This window comes from Mangrovimonas sp. ST2L15 (assembly GCF_001280515.1).
GTDB lineage: Bacteria > Bacteroidota > Bacteroidia > Flavobacteriales > Flavobacteriaceae > Mangrovimonas > Mangrovimonas futianensis.
In genome coordinates, this window is sequence record NZ_LBIQ01000030.1 from 812,097 (window position 1) to 831,990 (window position 19,894).

Consider the following 19,894-nt stretch of genomic DNA (forward strand, 5'->3'; position numbering starts at 1 on the left):
TTAGATGGTTTTTAAGATGATTTGCATGGTGGTTCCTTTTCCTATTTCAGAATGTAAAACTTTAATCTTGCCACTGTGAAAGTCTTCAATAATGCGCTTTGCCAGAGACAGGCCTAGTCCCCAGCCTCTTTTTTTGGTGGTGAAACCAGGTTCAAATATACTTTTAAATTGGTTTTTATGGAGACCTTTTCCGGTATCTTTTACTTGAATTTTTACTTCGTCTTCCAAATGGGTAATACGCACCGATAGTTTTCCCTTACCCTTCATGGCGTCAATGGCATTTTTGACTAAGTTTTCTATGGTCCAACTATAAAGTTGCTGGTTTAAAAGCACAAAAATTTCTTCTTGAGGTGTCTCAAGTTCAAATTCCACCAGATTAGAGGAACGTGCCTTGAGATAGTCATAAGACTCAATAGTCTCCTGCACAATATCGGCTTTTTGCAAGGTGGGCACAGAGCCTATTTTGCTGAAGCGTTCGGTAATGGTTTGCAGCCTGCTTATATCTTTCTCAATTTCAACGATGTACTCTGGGTTGGTGTTTTCAGATTTTAATATTTCGGTCCAACCAATCAATGATGACAAAGGCGTTCCTATTTGATGTGCTGTTTCCTTGGCCATACCAGACCAGAGTTTGTTCTGGGTGGCTATCTTGGAGCTTCTATAAAAGAAATAAACCACAGCGCTAAACAGCACGATAATCAAAATAAGGGCAAGTGGGTAATATTTGAGTTTATTGAGTAAGGGTGAATTTCCGTAGTAGAGTGTTTGGTTTTCATTGATAATGGCAATGGGTTTGTTTTCATTGCTGAATTGCTCAATGAGTTGTTTGGCATTGTCCATAACAAACAACGAGTCTTTCTTGCTTACAAAGGTGGAGTCGGTCACTTTGCTTTCTCCAATGTTACTGAAAGTTACCACATTCAAATCTTGGTCGGCCACAATCATGGGTGTGGTGGTATTGCTTCCTAGTATTTTCAAGATAAGGTCTAGATCCTTTGGGTTGAAGTCGTTATCTATGGAAAGGTTGTCTAAAATCCTCAAATACTCCTTTTGGGCAAAGGACCAGTTTTCCATTTTGGTGCGCTCTTCTTCCTTGAAGTTTTGAAAAAATACATAGGTATTCCACAAAATGAGGGATATAATGACAAAAGAGAGGAACACCATGACCCATCTCATGACATTGGGGTATTTTGAAAAAAGCATGCGACTTATTTTGTTCTTGAAATATAATGTAATTCTGTTAATAATATTGTACAAGTCCTACTTCAAATCATTTTTTGTTGAAATGCTAATTGGTTACATTTGTACAAATTGGAAACTTAATGACCTCATACGAACCTCAGGAATTGCCTACAGCCAAATTGCAGGCTTATTTACAGAGTGCTGTTGCGCCTCGGCCTATAGCTTTTGCAAGTACCGTGGATGAAAACGGAAATCCAAACTTGTCCCCGTTTAGTTTCTTTAATGTGTTTAGCTCGAATCCGCCAATTTTGGTATTTTCGCCGGCTCGAAGAGTTAGGGATAATACCACTAAGCACACTTTGGAGAATGCTGAAGCAACGAGAGAGGTGGTTATCAATGTGGTGAACTATGATTTGGTACACCAAATGTCATTGAGTAGTACCGAATATCCTGATGGAGTCAATGAATTTGACAAGGCCGGATTGACCATGGTTCCATCTGATTTGGTGAAACCTTATAGAGTCGCAGAATCGCCTGTGCAATTTGAGTGCAAGGTCAATGATATTATCAAATTGGGGACTGAAGGTGGTGCTGGAAATTTAATTATCTGTGAGGTGATAAAGCTGCATTTAGACGGCGATGTTCTGGATGATCATGGCATGATTGTTCAGGAAAAATTAGATTTGGTTTCTCGTGCCGGTGGCATTTATTACAGTAGGGCCAAGAGTGGCTTTTTTGAAATTCCAAAACCTTTGACTACCTTGGGCATAGGAGTGGATAGCATGCCTGAAGCCATTAGGAATAGCATGGTGTTAACGGGCAACGATTTGGGAATGTTAGGCAATGTAGAAACCTTACCATCGCAAGATGAGGTGAAGACCTTTGTGTCTCAACTATCAGAGAAACACCCTAATTTGAAGACCGCTACCAACAGGGAGAAACATAAGTTGGCACAAAATTATTTAAGTTATGGCGATGTAGAAAGCGCCTGGAAAATATTATTATCGTAATTAGTAAATTGAATTAGAAAATGGAAGTACAAGGAAGAATTAAATTGATTGGAGACACGCAATCGTTTGGAAGTAATGGTTTTAGAAAGCGTGAGGTAGTTGTAACTACAGAAGAGCAATATCCGCAGCACATCATGATTGAGTTTGTTCAAGATAAAACGGATTTGTTGAATACATTTCAAGTAGGACAACAGGTGAAAGTTAGCATCAATTTAAGAGGAAGAGAATGGGTGAATCCACAAGGAGAGACTAAATATTTTAACTCGATTCAAGGGTGGAGAATTGAAGCGCTACAAGCGGATGCTTCAAATGGAAATATGCCACCTATGCCACCAGCTGAGGCTTTTGAACCAGCCAATGATTTAAATGATGAAGATCACGACGATTTACCATTTTAATAAAAGAGATTAAAAGATTAAATTGAGCCTGTTAAGTTAATTAACGGGCTTTTTTATGAATATTACCCAAACCATAGAGACTGCTTTTAAGAGGTTTTTGCCTTCACCTTTTACCATCGCTGTTTTGCTTACTTTGCTGACTATAGCTCTCGGTTTTATTTTTTCACCGGGGGATGCTGATGGGAAGTCGTTTCTTCAAGTGCTTTCTTTTTGGGAGAATGGTATCTGGAATAATGCCCTTTTGGTTTTTGCCTATCAAATGATGCTTATTTTGGTTCTTGGGCATGTGTTGGTTCTTAGTAAACCAATGAACCAGCTTATTCTAAAGTTGACCCAATATGCTAATACCATGACCAAAGCTATCGTTTTGGTAAGTGTCAGTACCATGTTGGTGGCCTTTTTTAATTGGGGTCTCGGACTTATTTTTGGAGCCATTTTGGCTCGAAAGGTAGGAGAACAGGCAGCAGAAAATCAAACCCCTATCAATTATCCGTTAATTGGTGCTTGTGGCTATGTGGGTCTAATGGTGTGGCATGGAGGGATAAGTGGTTCGGCACCCATAAAAGTAGCTGAGACGGGACACTTGAATTCTTTGATGTCTCAAATAGCCTCCGAGGAGGTTCTTGCCAAATTGCCTAATAGTATCAATTTTAATGAAACGGTTTTCAGTTGGTGGAACTTGATACTCATTGGTGTTTTATTGATATTGATTCCGTGGGTTCTTGTCAAAGTATCTAAGTCTACTTCTATGAAAGTACCGTCTTTAGAAGTTTACAAGTTTCATACAAAAGAAAATCAAAAAGTGGAGGGAGCAGAACGGCTTGAAATTTCAAAAATAATGGCTTGGGTTTTCGGACTCATTATTTTAGGAGCTCTTTTATATCAATATTGGGATGCTTTTATGACCTTGCAAATCACACCCAATATGTTGAATTTTTTCATGTTGGGATTGGCTATTTTGATGCACGGTAATTTCCATAATTTTCTTGCTGCTCTAGAAGAAGCTATCAAGGATACTTCTGGAATATTGATACAGTTTCCTTTGTATTTTGGAATTATGGGAATTATGAAGGAAACGGGTATGGTAGTCATGGTTTCTGATTTTTTTGTGTCCATAGCCAATGCTACAACTCTTCCTATTGTTACTTTTTTTAGCGCCGGTTTGGTCAATATCTTTGTTCCCAGTGGAGGCGGACAATGGGCCATTCAGGGACCTATTGTTATTGAATCGGCTTTAAAGCTAGGTGTTTCGCTTCCAAAGGCGATTATGGCCTTGGCTTATGGCGATCAAATCACCAATATGTTACAACCGTTTTGGGCGTTGCCTTTATTAGGAATAACCAAGCTTAAGGCTAAGGAAATTTTACCTTATACCTTAATCATGATGTTAGTAGGGATGGTTGTTTTTCTAATGGGATTGCTCATTTTTTAAGATAAGTTATGTTGTTTTTAGAACCTAATGTACCGTTTCCTGAAATCTCACAAGTGGCTATGGAGGGCATAGTAGCGGTAGGTGGCGATCTCTCAGTAAACCGACTTTTAGAAGCATATGGAAAGGGAATTTTTCCTTGGTTTGAAGAGGGGCAAACGATTCTTTGGTGGTGTCCCGATCCACGGTTTGTGCTATTTCCAGACAAGCTGAAGGTTTCAAAAAGTATGAAGCAGGTTTTGAGGAGTAATCGATTTCGGGTTACCTACAATATGGATTTTCGAGCGGTGATTGAGAATTGTGCTCAAATCCATCGGAAAGGTCAAGATAGTACTTGGATCACTAAGGAAATGATTCGGTCCTATGTGAGTCTTCATCGATGGGGGTATGCCAAATCGGTCGAGGTATGGGAAAATGACGAATTGGTAGGAGGTCTTTATGGTGTGGATTTGGGTCACGGCGTGTTTTGTGGGGAGAGCATGTTTTCTAAAGTCAGTAATGCCAGTAAGGTGGGTTTTATCCAGTTTGTTCAGGAGACCAATTATCGGCTTATTGATTGCCAAGTGTACACCCAGCATTTGGCCAGTTTGGGTGCCGAGGATATGGATCGGGACGTGTTTTTGAGTTATTTTTAGATTTAAATATAAAGGAAAGTTGTGGGGCAGGTGTTTGTGGTAGAATCACGGATTGCAAATCCGCGATATTGGAAAGCAGATTTCGACAGGTCATTAAGTGGGTTAAGTCTTAATTCTTCTCAAAAGTCAAATAATCCGTACCACCATTACCACCACTAACATCAATCAATTCGATTTTTGTAGTCGTTTGCGAAATAAAATCCCAGTCGTCATTTAAATCTTCAAAGTTATTGGTCACGTTGAAGTTTAAATTGAAGTGTAAATCATCTGGACTATCATCATTGCTATTACTGTCTGTGATGCTCCAAGTGCCTTCGTAGGTGTTGCTACCATTAGTGGCACTCACAGTACCATTGCTCATAAAGTTGAAATTGTAACCAGAGAAATTGGCAGTTTCATTGTCTCCCGAGTCAATAAACTTAGTAATCCTCCAAGTGCTAGTGGTGACATTATTTTCAATTTCATTTTGGGTGTTGTTTGAGCTGCTATCGTCATCGTTATTGCACGAAAAAATGACTAATAAACCCAATAGCAGACTGGAGATTAGTGTTCTCATTTTTAACTAAATTAGTTTGTGAAGTATCTCTAAGGTACGAAAAAAATGAATGTTAAAAAAGCTTCCTTAGCCTTGATTTTTGTCATGGCTAAACAAAGGAATTTTTATTTGTTTGGCTGATTCCCTTGCGGTCAATAACATAGGGGCAAACACCCCTACAGCAATGGCCAATAGAATGAACATGGTCTTGAAGCCATTGGTCACAGTCTCGTTTAGCAACGGTAAAAAATCTTCAGGAGTTTGGTTGTAAGCCAGTTTGATAATCCCTTTCATGGTATAGTAGGCAAAAGAACCGGGAACCATGGGAATGACGGCCGGAATGGCAAAAACAAAAGGCGGAGAATGCTTGGAATGGGCAGCAGCGATACTTACAAAGCCAACAAAAATAGAGGCGATTAAAGTGCCTAAAATAACACCGTTATTCCATTCTAAGAATAACAGTTTGACAAGGCCTCCAAAACCCCCCATCATAAAAATAGCGGTTAGGGTTCTTTTGGGAACGTTAAACAAGATGGCAAACCCCAAGGCAGCAAAACCAAACCAAAACCAACTTTCTATAAAGTGCATCCAGTCCATCCGTTATACAAAATTATAGATTAATAAGGCTATCAATAATCCTGATGCAATGGCAAAGGAAATAACAAACCCGTTTACAGCTCTTACCAATCCGTTTAGGGAATAGCCATCTAAGAAATCCGAAATAGAATTGATTAATGGAATCCCAGGAATCAAATATAAAATTGAAGTTACTAAGGTGATGTTATCGTGCTCGTAAAGCCCAAAATAGCCAAGACTTCCAGAGATTATTGTGGACAGGAACGCCGCTAAAAATACGGAGAAATAGGGGTTAAAACTTTTTTTTGTCAATTCCTGTCTAAGGAAAAGGCCTGTAATGGCTGCAAAAAAGACGGCTCCCATTTCAAGGGGATCGCCTCCCGCTAACCTACAAAAGGAACTACAGGCGAATGCCACAGCTGTTAAAACCACCCATCTTGGATATTTGGGTTTGGATTTTAAACGTTCGATCTCTTTCCTAACTTCGGCCATGGGTAATTGTTCTTCAACTATGTGCCAGCTTAAACGACTGATGCCGCTTACCATGGTGAAATCGGGGACTTGGGCATATGTTTGCTTTACTTGATTGAAAAAGGTTTTGCCTTTTTCGTCATAAATAGTCAACATAATGGCCCTATGGGTAATGAGAAATTCGGCTTGGTTGTGATAGCTTTGGGCAATACGTTTCATGGTCACCCTAATCCTGTTGGTGTTGGCCCCAGCACTCATCAATAAGGTTCCCACCTCGAGTAGGAGGTCGCCCAGATCGTTTAAATGGTCGTTATTGTTGGTAGCCTGTTGCATACTAAACTTCTTGATACCTAAAACAATCCACTTCATGGTCATTGACCATACCTGTAGCCTGCATGTGGGCATAAATAACGGTAGAGCCAACAAACTTAAAACCGCGTTTCTTTAAATCTTTACTTATGGCATCGCTGAGTGGGGTGGTAGCAGGTGCTGACTTGAAATGATCCAATTTGTTTTTAATGGGTTTGCCATCTACAAATCCCCAAATATATTTGGAAAACGACCCGAATTCTTCCTGGACTTTCATGAATGCCTGGGCATTGGTCACAGTGGCGCGTACTTTCAGTTTGTTTCTAATGATGCCCGCATCTTGAAGGAGATCCAATATTTTTTCTTCTGAATAGTGTGCTATTTTATGATAGTCAAAATCATCAAAGGCTTTTCTAAAGTTGTCGCGTTTTCTTAGGATGGTAATCCAACTTAAACCTGCTTGAAAGGTTTCTAAAACAAGGAATTCAAAAAGGGTTTCGTCGTCATAAACAGGAACGCCCCATTCTTGATCATGGTAAGCTTCATAGAGGTCGTCGCCTACACACCAGCCACATTTATGTTTCGCCATTTTGTGCCAAATTAAGACACTAAGATAAGAAAGAAACGGAAGCTAATGTTTGGATTTAAATAAAAATGTGATGGTTCCTAATTGGGTTTTTTTAGCCCGATCGGGATTAAATCTGGCCTTTTTGGCATATTCCAAAGCGCTTTCTTCCAAACACTCGTTTGAGGAAGTTGTGGATCCGTTCACGTTAGCCTTGGTGACCATGCCCTGTTCGTTAACTGTGATATTAATGACTACTTTTCCGCCATCTTCACAGAGGTAAATGGGAATGGGAAGGTGTTCATGAGTTCGGTCCTTAAGGGAGTATCTGATGGTTGTATTTTTGTTAACCGATTGTTCTCCCGGAGCCGCACTGCTGCGTTGTTTTTTTAATAGCGCATTAACCTCATTGAAAGAACTCATGGTTTCCTCATCGATACCCGCATCGCTATCAGCACTAGAATCTTCCATTGGCTCTTCTGATACTTCTGTGGTTTCGGTGTTTTTTAATTCGTAGTCTTGGGGTGGCTCAATGGGTTGGTATGCTTGAGCGAAACGTTTGTAAGTGCTGGTTTCGTTTATGGCCTTATTGGTGCTATTGGCGGCATTGTCTTCTGCCTCGGCTTCCAATTCTTCCAGTTTTTTAAGCTCTTCAAGCATTTCTTGAGGCTCCATTTCGTAGTAGCTTTCTGCAAGCACCTCTTTTTGCCTTTTTAAATGCATATTGAAAACGGTGAGCAAAACAGTACCAGAAATGAGTGCTGTTATGAGAATGGCCTTATGTTTGTCAGATAAATTCAAACGTCACAATTTGGGTTGGATGCCGTTAGTTTTCACGAAATATACGTAAAATTCACGTTTTTAGTTCATAAGTTGTCCAAAAAGCTATCAATGGACTGGCTATTCTCAATGGAGAAATCGCCAATTCTAGTACGTCTGAGAGCCGAAAGATGTCCTCCAGAATTCAAAGCTTTTCCAAAATCATGGGCCAAAGAGCGGATGTAAGTTCCTTTGCTGCAAACCACCCTAAAATCTACTTGCAACCCATTTATTTGGGTGATTTCAAATTCTGATATGTTAATGGTTCTGGATTGAATTTCTACTTCTTTACCTTCTCTGGCAAATTCGTAAAGGCGCTTTCCTTCCTTTTTAATGGCAGAAAATACAGGTGGAAATTGCTGGATGTCACCAATAAACTGTTTGGTGGTTTCGTGAATCAAGGTTTCGGAAATATGCTCGGTAGGAAAGGTTTGATCAATTTCGGTTTCCAAATCATAAGAAGGTGTCGTGCTTCCCAATACGATGGTTCCGGTGTATTCTTTTTCCTGACCTTGGAAGGTTTGTATTTCCTTGGTTTTTTTTCCTGTGCAGATGACCAATAGCCCAGTAGCCAAAGGATCTAGTGTTCCTGCGTGACCGACTTTTATTTTTTTAAGGTTGTGTTTTTTTCTAATTGCCCAACGAAGCTTATTCACCACTTGAAAGGAAGTCCAATCTAAAGGCTTGTCAATGAGCAGCACCTGTCCGTTTTTAAAATCTTCTCCCGTTATCATTAGCTCGTGAATGAATAAATGATGGCAATTAAACCAACGATGGCACAATAGACTGCAAAATAGGTGAGTTTGCTTTTTCTTACCAAAGAAATCATCCAGGTGCAAGCAAATAACCCTGATACAAAGGCAGCAATAAAACCTATGGTCAAAGGCATAAAGTTGGTAGCTTCATAAGTTAATTCGCCCCCTAAAATGTCTTTAGCAATTTTCCCCAAGATTAATGGGACCACCATTAAGAAAGAAAATCTAGCGGCTTTGGTTTTGTCATTTCCTAGCAATACAGATGTAGAAATGGTTGCTCCCGATCTGGAAATACCGGGCAACATAGCAATAGCTTGTGATATTCCAATCACAAAGGCATTGGCAAAACTTACTGGTTTTTGGGTGTCTTTGGCACGATCTGCCAAGAATAAAAGGGCTGCTGTAACCAATAGCATCAAGCCTACCAACAGAATGTTTCCACTGAACAGACTTTCCAATTCTTCTTCAAATAACAAGCCTATGATGACCGCCGGAATCATGGAAATACCAATTTTCACTGCAAATTGTAAATCGTCATTCCATTGGAATTTTAAAATTCCTTTGATAATGTTGTAAATGTCTTTTCTGAAAATGACCAAGGTGCTCAATGCTGTTGCAAAGTGTAATACAACGGTAAACAACAGACTTTCCTTAGGTACGGAATTATCCCCTAGAATGGCTTTTCCCAGTTCCAAATGGCCGCTGGAAGATACAGGTAAAAACTCGGTAAGTCCTTGTATAATACCTAAAATGATTGAATCAATGATATCCATGAAAATTGGTATGGTTGCAGTTTAAGTAATGAGGAGCCAGTTAGTTTTTGTCTGGATTGACCAAGATGGCATAAACTTCAATGGCAAACCCAATCAATACAAGAGTAGGGGCCAATCGAATGCGTCTAAAACTAAAAATATCAGGATTGAAGACATTGGGATCGTCGCTTCCGCCACCAGACATCAAAATAAAACCAACGGCAATAAAGGCTAAACCAATAAGCATGAATTTGTAGTTCTTTTTCCCAAAAAGGAATTGCCCTTTGGCTTCTTCTCTACGTTTTTTCTCTCCCATAATCAATTGAATTCGGTAAAAATAATCTGGTCTCCTAGTTGTATTTGGGCAATATGTTCAGAAGTGCCCCAAAACAGCTTTGGCAGTTGCAAAGTAACGGATTTATTTAAAATTTGCTTGTTAAGGCTATCTAAATTTAGGCCTCTTTCCAAACCCCGGTTAATGTAGTATAAATCCCCGCTGCCATCCTTTAAGACAATATCATGTGAGGAACCTTCATAAATTTCAACAATCTGTACCGTTTGACTGGCACATTCCTCTGGTTTTGGATCTGAGATGATGTTTGATTTGGCAATGAAAAAAATAAACACCGCAAACAATAAAAGAAAGATGTAGAATATTTTTTTCATGACTCAAATTAGTAATACAACTGATCTGTTTTTAAATTCAAGAATCGTTGTGTGGCAATAAAGGTACTGATCCAGGTGATTACAATTCCCATGGCAAAAACACCTAAAAATAACGAAGCAATCAGTATTTGGTTTTTTAAAAATTCCAATTCGGGGAATGTTTTGTCAATGTAATATAACACAACAGCCATTCCAATGAGTGCAACAACGGCTCCAATAATACCTAAACGGACACTCTTCCAAACAAACGGGCGTCTAATGAATTTTTTGGTGGCTCCCACCATTTGCATGGTTTTGATAGTAAACCGTTTGGAATATACAGAAAGTCTGATGGAGCTGTTAATCAATAACACGGCAATCACGGTAAACAGACCGCTGATTACTAAAATCCAAAAGCTTATTTTCTTGACGTTGTTGTTCATAAGGGTAACCAGATCATTGTCATAACGCACTTCATCTACAAAGCTTTTTGAAGTGGTTTCATCGGCTATGAGTTTCAGTTGTTCTTCGGTCACATAATCGGCTTTGATGTGTACATCAATCGAGTTTAATAGCGGATTAAAACCAAGGAATTCCATAAAATCTTCCCCGTTTTCGGCTTTCATAGATTCGGCAGCCTGCTCTTTGGAAACATATTCTGTGGATTTTACATAATCTGCCATGGCAAGACTTTTCTCCATTTGCTTCACTTCAACCTCTTTGGCTGTGTCTTTCAAGTAGATGGTCAAAACCACTTGTTCTTTAAAATGGTCTGAAACTTTTTTGGCATTCAAAACTAAAAGGCCCAAAAGACCCAATAGAAACAACACAAGGGCGATGCTTAGTACTACAGAAAAATAAGAAGAAATCAATCGGCGTTTTTGATACCTTTCAAACGATGAACTCATAGAATATGTAGGGTTTACTCTGTAAAAATATAAAGAAATCTCTTAACCTAACCTTTACAACGTTTAAACTTTCAACATTGTTATATTAACCGTAAATTTGCGCTTTTAAAAAGCAGAAACTCAACGATGAAATACAATTTCAACGACATCGAAGCCAAATGGCAAGCATACTGGGCCGAGAACCAAACTTTTAAAGCCGAAAACCATAGTGATAAACCTAAGTATTATGTCTTAGACATGTTTCCTTATCCTTCTGGAGCGGGATTGCATGTGGGGCATCCGCTAGGATATATCGCTTCTGATATTTATGCGCGTTACAAACGCCATAAAGGTTTTAATGTCTTACACCCTCAAGGGTATGATAGCTTTGGTTTGCCAGCAGAGCAATATGCCATACAGACTGGGCAACATCCTGCTGTGACTACCGAGGAAAACATTGCCACTTATCGACGTCAGTTGGATCAAATTGGATTTTCATTTGATTGGTCACGTGAAGTGCGTACCAGCAATCCAGACTATTACAAATGGACGCAGTGGATTTTCATTCAGTTGTTCAACTCGTATTACTGCAATATCGATAACAAGGCCGAAGACATTTCAGAATTGATCAAAGAGTTTGAGCGTGCTGGAAATGCTAAAGTAGATGCTGTTTGTGATGAGGATACGCCGAGTTTTTCTGCTGAAGATTGGAACAGCTGGTCTTCAGAAAAGCAGCAAGAAATCTTATTAAAATATAGATTGACTTACTTAGCGGAAACCGAAGTTAACTGGTGTCCGGCTTTGGGAACCGTGTTGGCGAATGACGAAATAGTCAATGGAGTTTCTGAAAGAGGTGGTCATACTGTGGTTAGAAAGAAAATGACGCAATGGAGCATGCGTATTTCGGCTTATGCAGAACGTTTGCTTCAAGGATTGGAAACCATTGATTGGACCGATTCTCTGAAAGAAAGTCAACGTAATTGGATTGGGAAATCGGTTGGTGCTTCAGTGGTTTTCAATGTTAAAAATCATGACGAAACTATTGAAGTATTCACCACACGTCCTGATACCATTTTTGGGGTAAGTTTTATGACCTTGGCCCCAGAGCACGAATTAGTATCAAAAATCACCACGCCGGAACAACAAGCGGAGGTAGAAGCCTATATAGAAAAAACAGCCAAACGCAGCGAACGTGAGCGTATGGCGGATGTAAAAACCATATCGGGGGTGTTTACGGGTGCTTATGCTGAACATCCATTTACAAAAGAGCCGGTACCGATTTGGATTGGAGACTACGTGTTAGCGAGTTATGGAACTGGAGCTGTCATGGCTGTTCCATGTGGGGATCAAAGAGATTACGATTTTGCGAAGCATTTTAATATTGCGATTCCTAATATTTTTGAAGGCGTGGATATTTCTGAAGAAGCGTTTGCTGATAAAGAAAACACTGTCATTGGGAATAGTGATTTCCTCAACGGATTAAACTACAAGCAAGCTACCAAAAAAGCCATTGAGGAACTTGAAAAACTAGGTCATGGACAAGGAAAAACCAATTACCGTTTGCGTGATGCGGTATTTAGCCGTCAGCGTTATTGGGGAGAACCTTTCCCAGTGTATTATGTGAACGGGATGCCTCAAATGATTGAGGCTAAACATTTACCCATTACTTTACCAGAAGTTGAAAAGTATTTGCCAACCGAAGAAGGCGAACCGCCATTAGGTCGTGCCGATGTTTGGGCTTGGAATACCGAAACTGCTGAGGTAGTTAACAATGAGTTGATTGATAACAAAACCATATTTCCATTGGAATTGAACACCATGCCGGGTTGGGCTGGAAGTTCGTGGTATTTCTTTAGGTATATGGATGCGCATAATGATGAGGCTTTTGCTAGCAAAGAAGCTTTGGACTATTGGCAGAATGTGGATTTATATATTGGAGGTAGCGAGCATGCTACAGGCCATTTATTGTATGCCCGTTTCTGGACCAAGTTTTTAAAAGACCGTGGTTATGTGCAAGTAGATGAGTTTGCCAAAAAACTCATTAACCAAGGTATGATTTTGGGGACGAGTGCGTTTGTTTATCGGATAGAAGGAGAAAATAAATTTGTTTCTAAAGATTTGGTTCAAGATCAAACGGTTCAACCTATTCATGCTGATGTTTCATTCGTAAATGCTTCGGATGAGTTGGATGTTGATGCCTTTAGGAATTGGCGTCCAGAATTTAAAGATGCTCAATTTATAACCGCGGAAGACGGAACTTTTAAAGTCGGTCGCGAAGTCGAAAAAATGTCCAAGTCCAAATACAATGTCGTCAATCCAGACAATATCTGTACAGAATACGGGGCAGACAGTTTAAGATTGTACGAAATGTTCTTGGGGCCTTTAGAACAATACAAGCCTTGGAATACCGCTGGTATTACAGGGGTTCATGGATTCTTGAAGAAACTTTGGAAGTTGTATGTAGACGACAATGGCATTAAGGTCACAGATGCTGAACCGTCTAAAGACAGTTTAAAGACCTTGCATAAAACCATTAAGAAGGTAGAAGAAGACATCGAAAATTTCTCTTTTAATACCTCGGTTTCGACCTTTATGATTGCTGTAAATGAGTTGACAGCTCAAAAATGTACCAGTAGAGCGATATTGGAGCCTTTGTTGGTATTGATTTCGCCATATGCACCTCATATCACCGAAGAATTGTGGAGCCAATTGGGACATGAAGGCAGTATTTCTACGGTAGCATTCCCTCAATTTGACGAATCCCATTTGGTGGAAAGTAGCAAGAATTATCCTATTTCCTTTAATGGAAAAATGCGTTTCACCATGGAGCTTCCTATGGATATGAGCAAAGAAGACATAGAAAAGGCTGTATTGGAATATGATAAAACCCAAGAGCAGTTACAAGGTCGAACCCCTAAAAAAGTGATTGTAGTTCCTGGTAAAATTGTCAATATTGTAGGATAAAATCCTTAAACATATTATAAGAAATAAGGGCTATGTTAATGGCCCTTATTTTTTGAGTTCTATCTTTTGAAAACTCTTTAAAAGTCCTATTTTGCATCCCACTTTGTAAATCATTTTCATGAAAGTTTGTATTGCCGAGAAACCAAGTGTCGCACGTGAAATAGCATCTGTATTGGGAGCTAATACCAAGCGTGATGGCTATTTTGAAGGCAATGGGTATGCAGTGACCTATACGTTTGGTCACCTTTGCACCCTCAAAGAACCTAATGATTACAAACCCCATTGGAAAAGTTGGGATTTGAACAACTTACCGATGCTTCCCGAGAAGTTTGAAACCAAGGTGGTAGCCAATTCGGGCATTCAAAAGCAGTTTAAAATTGTCAAGTCGTTATTTCAGAAAGCTGAGGTGATTATCAACTGTGGGGATGCTGGCCAAGAGGGAGAATTGATACAACGTTGGGTGATGAATGAAGCTAATTATCAAGGTGAGGTAAAACGCTTGTGGATTTCATCTTTGACCACCGAGGCTATCAAAGAAGGTTTTGATAATCTCAAACCTGCTACCGATTATGACAACCTTTACTATGCTGGTTTTTCTAGAGCTATTGGAGATTGGTTGTTGGGTATGAATGCCACCCGATTGTACACCCTGAAGCATGGGGGGTACAAACAAGTGCTGTCTATAGGTCGGGTGCAAACCCCAACCCTGGCCATGGTGGTTAATCGTTTTAAGGAGATCGAAAATTTTAAGCCACAGCCTTATTGGGAGTTACAGACCCTCTACCGCGATACCCTTTTTAGTTATGAGGAAGGCCGGTTCTTAAAAAAGGAAGATGGAGAGGCTTTGGCAAACCAAGTCAAAGAAAGTGAGTTTGAAATTGAGGATGTTTCAAAGAAAAAGGGGAAAGAATATGCACCCAAGCTCTTTGATTTGACTGGCTTGCAAGTGTACTGCAATACCAAATTTGGTTTTTCAGCCGATGAAACCTTGAAAATTGTTCAAACCTTATATGAACGAAAGGTTGTGACTTATCCTAGGGTAGATACAACTTTTTTACCAAGCGATATCTATCCCAAAGTGGAAGGCATTCTAAGGAAACTAACGCAGTACTCAGCATTGACGCAACCCTTGCTGGGAAAGAAAATCAAAAAGTCCACAAAGGTATTCAACGATAAAAAGGTAACCGATCACCATGCTATAATTCCCACGGGTATGGAGGCTAGTTTGCCATATAACCAACAGCAAGTTTACGACATCATTACCCGACGTTTTATTGCTGTGTTTTATGAGGATTGCACGGTCTCTAATACAACGGTTACAGGAAATGCTGCTAAAATTTTGTTTAAGGCTACCGGTAAGGAAATCTTAAAAAAAGGTTGGCGTGTGGTGTTTGAAAATCCGGACGTCAAGGAAAAGGAACCAGATATTTTACCAACCTTTGAAAAGGGTGAAAAAGGGCCTCATGAGCTTTCGTTTTTAGAAAAGGAAACCAAACCGCCTAGGCAGTTTACCGAAGCTTCCTTATTGCGAGCCATGGAAACTGCAGGTAAACAAGTGGATGATGAAGAGCTACGGGATCTCATGAAAGAAAATGGTATAGGAAGGCCATCTACCCGCGCCAATATTATTGAAACCCTTTTTAAAAGAAAGTACATAAAGCGAAATAAAAAACAGGTATTGCCCACGGTGACCGGTATTCAATTGATTGATACCATCCAGAATGATTTGTTGAAATCGGCCGAGTTGACGGGCTCTTGGGAAAAGCAATTGAAAGACATTGAAAAAGGGGAGTATAGTGCCGCTGCTTTTATAAAAAATATGAAACGCATGGTAGATGCTTTGGTGTATGAGGTGCGTAGTGAAACCACCCGTGCTAATATTTCCCAAGCCATGGTGGTTAAAAATAGAGCGGTCAAAGCTGAAAAAGTAAAGGCAGCAGGGATTCTAAATGAGGACTGCCCTAAATGTCAAAAGGCCAAATTACTGAAAGGGAAAACCGCTTATGGCTGTAGTGGCTATAAGTCTGGTTGCGATTTTGTGTTGCCCTTTAGTTTTATGGGCAAGAAGATATCCGAAAAGCAGTGGATTCGATTGCTTCAAAAGGGATCTACGGTCAATTTAAAAGGTTTTAAGGCAGACGGCGGAAATGTGGAAGGCTTACTGCGGTTTGATGAAAACTTTAAGTTGAAATTGGAACCTAAGAAAGGAGCGGTCAAAAAGAAGGCTTCAACAGATGCAAATGTTTTGGCGTGCCCAAAGTGCCAAAAAGGAACCGTCATAAAAGGTAAAACAGCCTATGGTTGTAGTGCCTATAAATCGGGCTGTGATTTTAAGGTGGATTTTGATGTCGTAAGGAAAGCTATTGCGGATCAAAGACCAACCAAGGCTTTGGTGTATCAGATTTTAACTTCGCACAAATAAACCTATTTTTATCATTCAGGACCCACTTGTCATTCCTGCGAAAGCAGCAATCTTTCAAGTTCAAACCGTGTCATCCCTAACTCGTATGGGGAACAAAAAAATCAATAATTTTAGCTCTAAAAACAAAATACCCTATAATTTATAGGGGTCATTTTCGTAAAATTGTTAAAAAGGAAATCTGACTCCTTTTTTGTTTGGGGGTATGAAATAAAAAACCCAATTTTGGAATATAAAAATCTTGAAATCATGAAAATAGGTGTTCCAAAGGAGATCAAAAACAATGAAAATCGTGTAGGGATGACTCCCGCTGGGGTTTTCGAATTAATCAATAGCGGTCATTCGGTTTATATTCAGTCCACTGCAGGAGAAGGTAGTGGATTTTTTGATGAAGATTATCAGGAAGTAGGAGCAGAAATTCTGCAAAGTATCGAGGAGGTCTATGATATTGCTGATATGATTGTGAAGGTTAAAGAGCCCATTGCTTCCGAATATTCTTTGGTGAAACCAAAACAAATTGTGTTTACTTATTTTCATTTTGCTTCCAGTGAAGCACTAACCTTAGCCATGTTAAAAAGCAATGCCGTTTGTATTGCCTATGAAACGGTAGAGGACGAGGAAGGTACGTTGCCTTTATTGACACCCATGTCTGAAGTGGCTGGTAGAATGGCTATTCAGCAAGGGGCCAAATATTTGGAAAAGCCTATTAAAGGACGAGGTGTTTTGTTAGGAGGTGTACCTGGGGTGACACCTGGGAAGGTTCTCATTTTAGGTGCCGGCGTTGTGGGTGTTCAAGCAGCAAAAATGGCGGCTGGTTTAGGGGCTCATGTGACCATTATGGATGTGAATATGAAACGTCTCAGATATATCAATGATATTATGCCTCCGCATGTGGTTACTGAATATTCCAGTAAATTCAATATTAAAAAGCACATTCAAACCCATGATTTGATTATTGGTGGGGTTTTGATAAAAGGCGCTAAAGCTCCTAAATTAATCACTAGGGAGATGCTGAAACTGATGCGTCCTGGGACCGTATTAGTGGATGTGGCAGTAGATCAAGGAGGTTGTATGGAAACAACTAAGCCCACAACCCACGAAAACCCGACCTATATTATTGATGATATTGTACATTATTGTGTGGCTAACATGCCCGGAGCGGTTCCCTATACTTCTACCTTGGCCCTCACCCACGTCACTCTGCCTTATATTTTAAAATTGGCAAATATGGGATGGGAAAAGGCCTGTGAAGCCGATGAGTCCTTGCAAAAAGGTTTGAACGTGGTGCATGGAAAGGTTGTTTACAATGAAATTGCTGAGGCCTTTGGATGGGAGTCCAAGACAGCTTAATCTGACAAAATTTCTTAACAAGAATTTGGCGCATTATTTGCTGTAATTGCTCTAATTTTAATATTTAAAAATTGAGAGTATGTTAGGCTATTATATATTATTAGGAGCGATTGCGCTCGTCAGTTGGTTGGTGAGTAATCAACTGAAGCAAAAATTCCATAAATATTCGCAAGTACATCTTCGGAATGGAATGAGCGGACGCGAGATTGCGGAAAAGATGTTGGCGGATAATGGCATTCGTGATGTGCAAGTTATTTCTACACCAGGTCAATTGACAGATCATTACAACCCAAAAAATAAGACAGTCAACTTGAGTGAATCGGTTTACTCGCAAAGGAATGCTGCGGCAGCTGCCGTTGCTGCCCACGAATGTGGACATGCGGTTCAGCATGCACAAGCATATAGTGCATTAGGAATGCGTTCTGCATTGGTACCTATTGTAAGTGTTACTTCTGGAATGTCTCAATGGTTGGTCATTGGTGGATTGGTGTTAGGTGCAGGAGCCGGAATGGGCTTGGGTTACTGGATAGCCGTTGCCGGATTGGCATTTATGGGATTTGCAACCTTATTTAGTTTTATAACTCTTCCTGTAGAATATGATGCGAGTAACCGAGCTTTGGCTTGGTTAAAGAACAAGAATATGTTGTCACAAGAGGAATATGCTGGAGCTGAAGATGCTTTAAAATGGGCTGCCAGAACCTATTTGGTGGCGGCAATAGGTGCCTTAGCTTCTTTATTGTATTGGGCATTTCAGGTATTTGGAAGACGGGATTAAAAAGTCACATATAAAAATTGAAAGTCGGATTTTTCTTTCCGACTTTTTTTTTGCTAAATTACCTCCTCAATTAACTAAATCTTATTTATGGAAAATCAAATGGAAAACAAATTGTTATTAAGTGATTTGTCAGCTGTCGATAGGGTAGCATTTTACAAAAAGACCTACGCCCATGTGGCTGGAGGGGTATTGGTTTTTATTCTTTTTGAGTACTTACTGTTGCAAAGTGATGCAATTATTAATTTCGCTTTGTCTATGACCCAAGGTTGGCGTTGGTTATTGATGTTGGGTGGGTTTATGTTCATTACCAATTATGCAGAAAATATGGCGATGAAAAGTGAAGATAAAAATAAACAGTATTTGGCTTTTGGTCTGTATATTTTAGCTGAGGCTTTTATTTTTGTTCCACTCTTATATATTGTAATCAATTTATTGCCTGAAGGGACTAAGGTGCTAAATCAAGCAGCTATTGTCACCTTATCATTGTTTACCGGTCTGGCTGCTGTTGTTTTTGTGACCAAAAAGGACTTTTCCTTTTTAAGAACCGGTTTAACCATTGGTTTTTTTATTGCTCTAGGATTAATTGCCGCAGGAGCCATCTTTGGGTTTGACTTAGGTTTATGGTTCTCTGTTGCGATGTGTTTACTGGCAGGAGGGAGTATCTTGTATCAAACCTCTAACTTGGTGAATAAATACTCGACGGATGATTATATTCCGGCTGCTTTGGGATTGTTTGCTTCTTTAATGTTGTTATTTTGGTATATACTTCAGATCTTTATGAGTAGAGACTAAAAAGAAATCTATAGAATTAAAAAAGCCCTTTCAAAAAGGGCTTTTTTTTATACTTGAATTTGACGGTCAATTTGCTGCTGCAGTGAAATAAAGGTTTCCGTTCGGGAAACTCCCGGGATGGATTGAATTTCTTTATTCAACAAATGCATTAAATGTTCATTGTCCTTACATAATATTTTGATAAAAATACTCCAGTTACCTGTGGTGTAATGACATTCAATAACTTCAGGTACTTTTTTTAATTGTTTCACCGCCTCAGGGTTGTTCATGGCCTTATCTAAATAAACACCAATAAAAGCCATGGTGGTGTAACCTAATACTTTGGGGTTGATAATAAATTTGGATCCTGAAAGCAAACCAGACTTCTCTAATTTTCTCAATCTTTGATGAATAGCAGCGCCAGAAATACCCACTTGTCGAGCTATTTCCAGGATAGGGGTTCTTGCGTCTTCCATAAGGGCGCGCAGGATTTGTTTATCTATTCCATCGATTTCAATATGGTTTTGATTTGTAACTTTCACTATAGTATAATTTTAGGAATGTAAATGTAAGCATTGAGTTTTAAAATGAAAGCTTAAAATCAATGTTTTACAATAATTGTTTAAAAAATGAATGAGATTGGCATC

21 protein-coding genes are annotated in these 19,894 nt (G+C 39.5%); 9 read left to right on the top strand and 12 right to left on the bottom strand.

Features of this window, described 5'->3' with window-relative positions:
• On the bottom strand, positions 1-1,203 hold the full coding sequence (locus tag ZA07_RS07430; protein ID WP_053971077.1) for a PAS domain-containing sensor histidine kinase: 1,203 nt from the start codon (positions 1,201-1,203) through the stop codon (positions 1-3).
• 119 nt (positions 1,204-1,322) lie between these two features.
• On the opposite strand from ZA07_RS07430, the gene ZA07_RS07435 reads away from it, so the two are divergent.
• The 4 genes from ZA07_RS07435 to aat are packed head-to-tail and all read left to right on the top strand — an operon-like array spanning position 1,323 to position 4,654.
• Positions 1,323-2,192, top strand: coding sequence for a flavin reductase family protein (locus ZA07_RS07435; protein ID WP_053971078.1), 870 nt, complete (start codon positions 1,323-1,325; stop codon positions 2,190-2,192).
• Between the two features lie 20 nt (positions 2,193-2,212).
• Positions 2,213-2,590: a DUF3127 domain-containing protein gene (locus ZA07_RS07440; protein WP_053971079.1), complete on the top strand. Its 378-nt coding sequence runs from the start codon at positions 2,213-2,215 to the stop codon at positions 2,588-2,590.
• Positions 2,591-2,645: 55 nt separating this feature from the next.
• Entirely contained in the window at positions 2,646-4,022 is a 1,377-nt protein-coding gene (locus ZA07_RS07445; RefSeq protein WP_053971080.1) for a short-chain fatty acid transporter, read from the top strand.
• Positions 4,023-4,030: 8 nt separating this feature from the next.
• The gene (gene aat, locus ZA07_RS07450; RefSeq protein ID WP_053971081.1) at positions 4,031-4,654 is read left to right on the top strand and encodes a leucyl/phenylalanyl-tRNA--protein transferase; all 624 of its coding nucleotides are present in this window, start codon (positions 4,031-4,033) and stop codon (positions 4,652-4,654) included.
• A 109-nt stretch (positions 4,655-4,763) separates the two neighbouring features.
• Here the strand turns inward: aat and ZA07_RS07455 are convergent, their stop codons facing one another.
• From ZA07_RS07455 to ZA07_RS07500, 10 genes are all read right to left on the bottom strand, one after another.
• Entirely contained in the window at positions 4,764-5,210 is a 447-nt protein-coding gene (locus ZA07_RS07455) for a hypothetical protein (protein ID WP_053971082.1), read from the bottom strand.
• A 66-nt stretch (positions 5,211-5,276) separates the two neighbouring features.
• The gene (locus tag ZA07_RS07460) at positions 5,277-5,786 is read right to left on the bottom strand and encodes a threonine/serine exporter family protein (RefSeq protein ID WP_053971083.1); all 510 of its coding nucleotides are present in this window, start codon (positions 5,784-5,786) and stop codon (positions 5,277-5,279) included.
• Between the two features lie 3 nt (positions 5,787-5,789).
• The gene (locus ZA07_RS07465; protein WP_197276712.1) at positions 5,790-6,605 is read right to left on the bottom strand and encodes a threonine/serine exporter ThrE family protein; all 816 of its coding nucleotides are present in this window, start codon (positions 6,603-6,605) and stop codon (positions 5,790-5,792) included.
• Complete coding sequence (locus ZA07_RS07470; protein ID WP_053971085.1) at positions 6,571-7,134, bottom strand: DNA-3-methyladenine glycosylase I; 564 nt, start codon at positions 7,132-7,134, stop codon at positions 6,571-6,573. The genes ZA07_RS07465 and ZA07_RS07470 overlap by 35 nt, the downstream gene beginning before the upstream one ends.
• Positions 7,135-7,176: 42 nt before the next feature.
• Positions 7,177-7,911, bottom strand: a complete 735-nt coding sequence (locus tag ZA07_RS07475) for an energy transducer TonB (protein ID WP_053971086.1) — start codon at positions 7,909-7,911, stop codon at positions 7,177-7,179.
• A 65-nt stretch (positions 7,912-7,976) separates the two neighbouring features.
• The gene (gene truB, locus ZA07_RS07480) at positions 7,977-8,663 is read right to left on the bottom strand and encodes a tRNA pseudouridine(55) synthase TruB (RefSeq protein ID WP_053971087.1); all 687 of its coding nucleotides are present in this window, start codon (positions 8,661-8,663) and stop codon (positions 7,977-7,979) included.
• Complete coding sequence (locus tag ZA07_RS07485; protein ID WP_053971088.1) at positions 8,663-9,457, bottom strand: undecaprenyl-diphosphate phosphatase; 795 nt, start codon at positions 9,455-9,457, stop codon at positions 8,663-8,665. Before ZA07_RS07485 ends, truB begins: the two co-directional genes overlap by 1 nt.
• Before the next feature lie 40 nt (positions 9,458-9,497).
• Positions 9,498-9,752 (bottom strand): DUF3098 domain-containing protein, encoded by a 255-nt coding sequence (locus ZA07_RS07490; RefSeq protein WP_053971089.1) that lies wholly within the window; start codon positions 9,750-9,752, stop codon positions 9,498-9,500.
• Positions 9,753-9,754: 2 nt separating this feature from the next.
• Complete coding sequence (locus ZA07_RS07495; RefSeq protein ID WP_053971090.1) at positions 9,755-10,102, bottom strand: hypothetical protein; 348 nt, start codon at positions 10,100-10,102, stop codon at positions 9,755-9,757.
• Between the two features lie 8 nt (positions 10,103-10,110).
• Positions 10,111-10,989, bottom strand: a complete 879-nt coding sequence (locus tag ZA07_RS07500) for an ABC transporter permease (protein ID WP_053971091.1) — start codon at positions 10,987-10,989, stop codon at positions 10,111-10,113.
• 126 nt (positions 10,990-11,115) lie between these two features.
• Here ZA07_RS07500 and leuS point away from each other — a divergent pair, with 126 nt between their 5' ends.
• The 5 genes from leuS to ZA07_RS07525 all read left to right on the top strand — a co-directional run bounded on the left by leuS (position 11,116) and on the right by ZA07_RS07525 (position 19,268).
• Complete coding sequence (gene leuS, locus ZA07_RS07505; protein ID WP_053971092.1) at positions 11,116-13,932, top strand: leucine--tRNA ligase; 2,817 nt, start codon at positions 11,116-11,118, stop codon at positions 13,930-13,932.
• 118 nt (positions 13,933-14,050) lie between these two features.
• Complete coding sequence (locus ZA07_RS07510) at positions 14,051-16,354, top strand: type IA DNA topoisomerase (protein WP_053971093.1); 2,304 nt, start codon at positions 14,051-14,053, stop codon at positions 16,352-16,354.
• A 246-nt stretch (positions 16,355-16,600) separates the two neighbouring features.
• A complete protein-coding gene (ald, locus tag ZA07_RS07515) occupies positions 16,601-17,701 on the top strand; it encodes an alanine dehydrogenase (protein WP_053972085.1) in 1,101 nt (366 codons plus the stop codon).
• Between the two features lie 79 nt (positions 17,702-17,780).
• Complete coding sequence (locus tag ZA07_RS07520) at positions 17,781-18,476, top strand: zinc metallopeptidase (RefSeq protein ID WP_053971094.1); 696 nt, start codon at positions 17,781-17,783, stop codon at positions 18,474-18,476.
• Between the two features lie 87 nt (positions 18,477-18,563).
• Positions 18,564-19,268, top strand: coding sequence for a Bax inhibitor-1 family protein (locus ZA07_RS07525; RefSeq protein ID WP_053971095.1), 705 nt, complete (start codon positions 18,564-18,566; stop codon positions 19,266-19,268).
• A 47-nt stretch (positions 19,269-19,315) separates the two neighbouring features.
• On the opposite strand, the gene ZA07_RS07530 is transcribed toward ZA07_RS07525, so the two are convergent.
• The gene (locus ZA07_RS07530) at positions 19,316-19,789 is read right to left on the bottom strand and encodes an Lrp/AsnC ligand binding domain-containing protein (RefSeq protein ID WP_053971096.1); all 474 of its coding nucleotides are present in this window, start codon (positions 19,787-19,789) and stop codon (positions 19,316-19,318) included.
• Between the last annotated feature and the right edge of the window lie 105 nt (positions 19,790-19,894).

What these genes read in the sequence shown, in the direction of transcription:
- ZA07_RS07465 (WP_197276712.1), bottom strand. Translation starts at nt 6,605, where the DNA reads ATGAAGTGGATTGTTTTAGGTATCAAGAAGTTTAGTATGCAACAGGCT.
- truB (WP_053971087.1), bottom strand. Translation starts at nt 8,663, where the DNA reads ATGATAACGGGAGAAGATTTTAAAAACGGACAGGTGCTGCTCATTGAC.
- ZA07_RS07460 (WP_053971083.1), bottom strand. Translation starts at nt 5,786, where the DNA reads ATGGACTGGATGCACTTTATAGAAAGTTGGTTTTGGTTTGGTTTTGCT.
- ZA07_RS07445 (WP_053971080.1), top strand. Translation starts at nt 2,646, where the DNA reads ATGAATATTACCCAAACCATAGAGACTGCTTTTAAGAGGTTTTTGCCT.
- ZA07_RS07455 (WP_053971082.1), bottom strand. Translation starts at nt 5,210, where the DNA reads ATGAGAACACTAATCTCCAGTCTGCTATTGGGTTTATTAGTCATTTTT.
- ZA07_RS07430 (WP_053971077.1), bottom strand. Translation starts at nt 1,203, where the DNA reads ATGCTTTTTTCAAAATACCCCAATGTCATGAGATGGGTCATGGTGTTC.
- ZA07_RS07435 (WP_053971078.1), top strand. Translation starts at nt 1,323, where the DNA reads ATGACCTCATACGAACCTCAGGAATTGCCTACAGCCAAATTGCAGGCT.
- ZA07_RS07520 (WP_053971094.1), top strand. Translation starts at nt 17,781, where the DNA reads ATGTTAGGCTATTATATATTATTAGGAGCGATTGCGCTCGTCAGTTGG.
- ZA07_RS07510 (WP_053971093.1), top strand. Translation starts at nt 14,051, where the DNA reads ATGAAAGTTTGTATTGCCGAGAAACCAAGTGTCGCACGTGAAATAGCA.
- ZA07_RS07500 (WP_053971091.1), bottom strand. Translation starts at nt 10,989, where the DNA reads ATGAGTTCATCGTTTGAAAGGTATCAAAAACGCCGATTGATTTCTTCT.
- ZA07_RS07485 (WP_053971088.1), bottom strand. Translation starts at nt 9,457, where the DNA reads ATGGATATCATTGATTCAATCATTTTAGGTATTATACAAGGACTTACC.
- ZA07_RS07440 (WP_053971079.1), top strand. Translation starts at nt 2,213, where the DNA reads ATGGAAGTACAAGGAAGAATTAAATTGATTGGAGACACGCAATCGTTT.
- aat (WP_053971081.1), top strand. Translation starts at nt 4,031, where the DNA reads ATGTTGTTTTTAGAACCTAATGTACCGTTTCCTGAAATCTCACAAGTG.
- leuS (WP_053971092.1), top strand. Translation starts at nt 11,116, where the DNA reads ATGAAATACAATTTCAACGACATCGAAGCCAAATGGCAAGCATACTGG.
- ZA07_RS07490 (WP_053971089.1), bottom strand. Translation starts at nt 9,752, where the DNA reads ATGGGAGAGAAAAAACGTAGAGAAGAAGCCAAAGGGCAATTCCTTTTT.
- ald (WP_053972085.1), top strand. Translation starts at nt 16,601, where the DNA reads ATGAAAATAGGTGTTCCAAAGGAGATCAAAAACAATGAAAATCGTGTA.
- ZA07_RS07470 (WP_053971085.1), bottom strand. Translation starts at nt 7,134, where the DNA reads ATGGCGAAACATAAATGTGGCTGGTGTGTAGGCGACGACCTCTATGAA.
- ZA07_RS07525 (WP_053971095.1), top strand. Translation starts at nt 18,564, where the DNA reads ATGGAAAATCAAATGGAAAACAAATTGTTATTAAGTGATTTGTCAGCT.
- ZA07_RS07495 (WP_053971090.1), bottom strand. Translation starts at nt 10,102, where the DNA reads ATGAAAAAAATATTCTACATCTTTCTTTTATTGTTTGCGGTGTTTATT.